The following is a 341-nucleotide window of genomic DNA, read 5'->3' on the forward strand; positions in this document are numbered from 1 at the left end:
CCCCCGGAGAGCCCGTCACTCGCGTGGCCCCCGCGAAGGCGCCTCCCGCCCCCGGCGACCGTAAGGATGCGGGCATGGGTATACGCATGCTCCATCGCCGGACGGGCCGGGCGCGGACTCAGACGCAGGCAGCGGGCGCCGCTGCCGCGCAGGGCACGCCCCGCCCACCGGCTCCGGCCTTCGCGGCCGACGCAAGCACCGCCCGCATCCCCGCCGACCTCGCCATGGCCGTCCGGCACACTGCCGCAGGCCTCCGGCACCGCCTCACGTTCCGTGACGACACGGCCGTAGACCCCCGAGAACAAGCCAGACACCCCCAGGGCCCCGCCACCACCCCCACC

At 76.5% G+C, this 341-nt stretch carries 1 protein-coding gene; it reads left to right on the forward strand.

What is annotated here, in order from left to right; translation table 11 throughout:
* Positions 1-74: 74 nt before the first annotated feature.
* Positions 75-341 (forward strand): hypothetical protein (locus tag JHN63_RS53835; protein WP_234478994.1); only part of this gene is annotated, 267 nt, incomplete at its 3' end.

This window comes from Streptomyces sp. MBT65, assembly GCF_016612545.1.
In the GTDB taxonomy this organism is placed as follows: Bacteria; Actinomycetota; Actinomycetes; order Streptomycetales; family Streptomycetaceae; genus Streptomyces.